Raw genomic sequence first — 443 nt, forward strand, 5'->3', positions numbered from 1 at the left:
GGCGGCACCACGGCGGCGACCGGCACCACGACGCTCGGCGCCACCATCGGCTCCTTTGCAAGCACGGGCGCGACGGCCGGTGACGGCACCACGGCCCTGACCGGCGCCATCACCCTGATCGCCACCAACGGCACGACCGCGACCGGCCTGTCCGGCAACGCCCAGCCTGCCGATGGCGACACGGTGACCGTGAACGGCAAGACCATCACGTTCCGCAGCGGCGCGGCTCCGGCGTCGACCGCCGTTCCGAGCGGTTCGGGCGTCAGCGGCAACCTCGTCACCGACGGCAGCGGCAACACCACCGTCTATCTCGCCACCGCGACCGTCAACGATCTCTTGTCCGCGATCGATCTGGCCAGCGGCGTCAAGACCGTCTCCATCACCTCCGGCGCTGCGACGATCTCCACGAGCGCCAGCCAGCCAGGTGCTGCCGTCTCGACCGC

Annotated in this window: 1 protein-coding gene; it reads left to right on the top strand. The window is 71.1% G+C overall.

What is annotated here, in order from left to right:
• On the top strand, positions 1–443 hold a 443-nt coding region (locus tag AC0L3U_RS38485; RefSeq protein WP_473364975.1), incomplete at both ends, for a DUF1522 domain-containing protein.

It is taken from the genome of Bradyrhizobium sp. Kon69 (assembly GCF_055807515.1).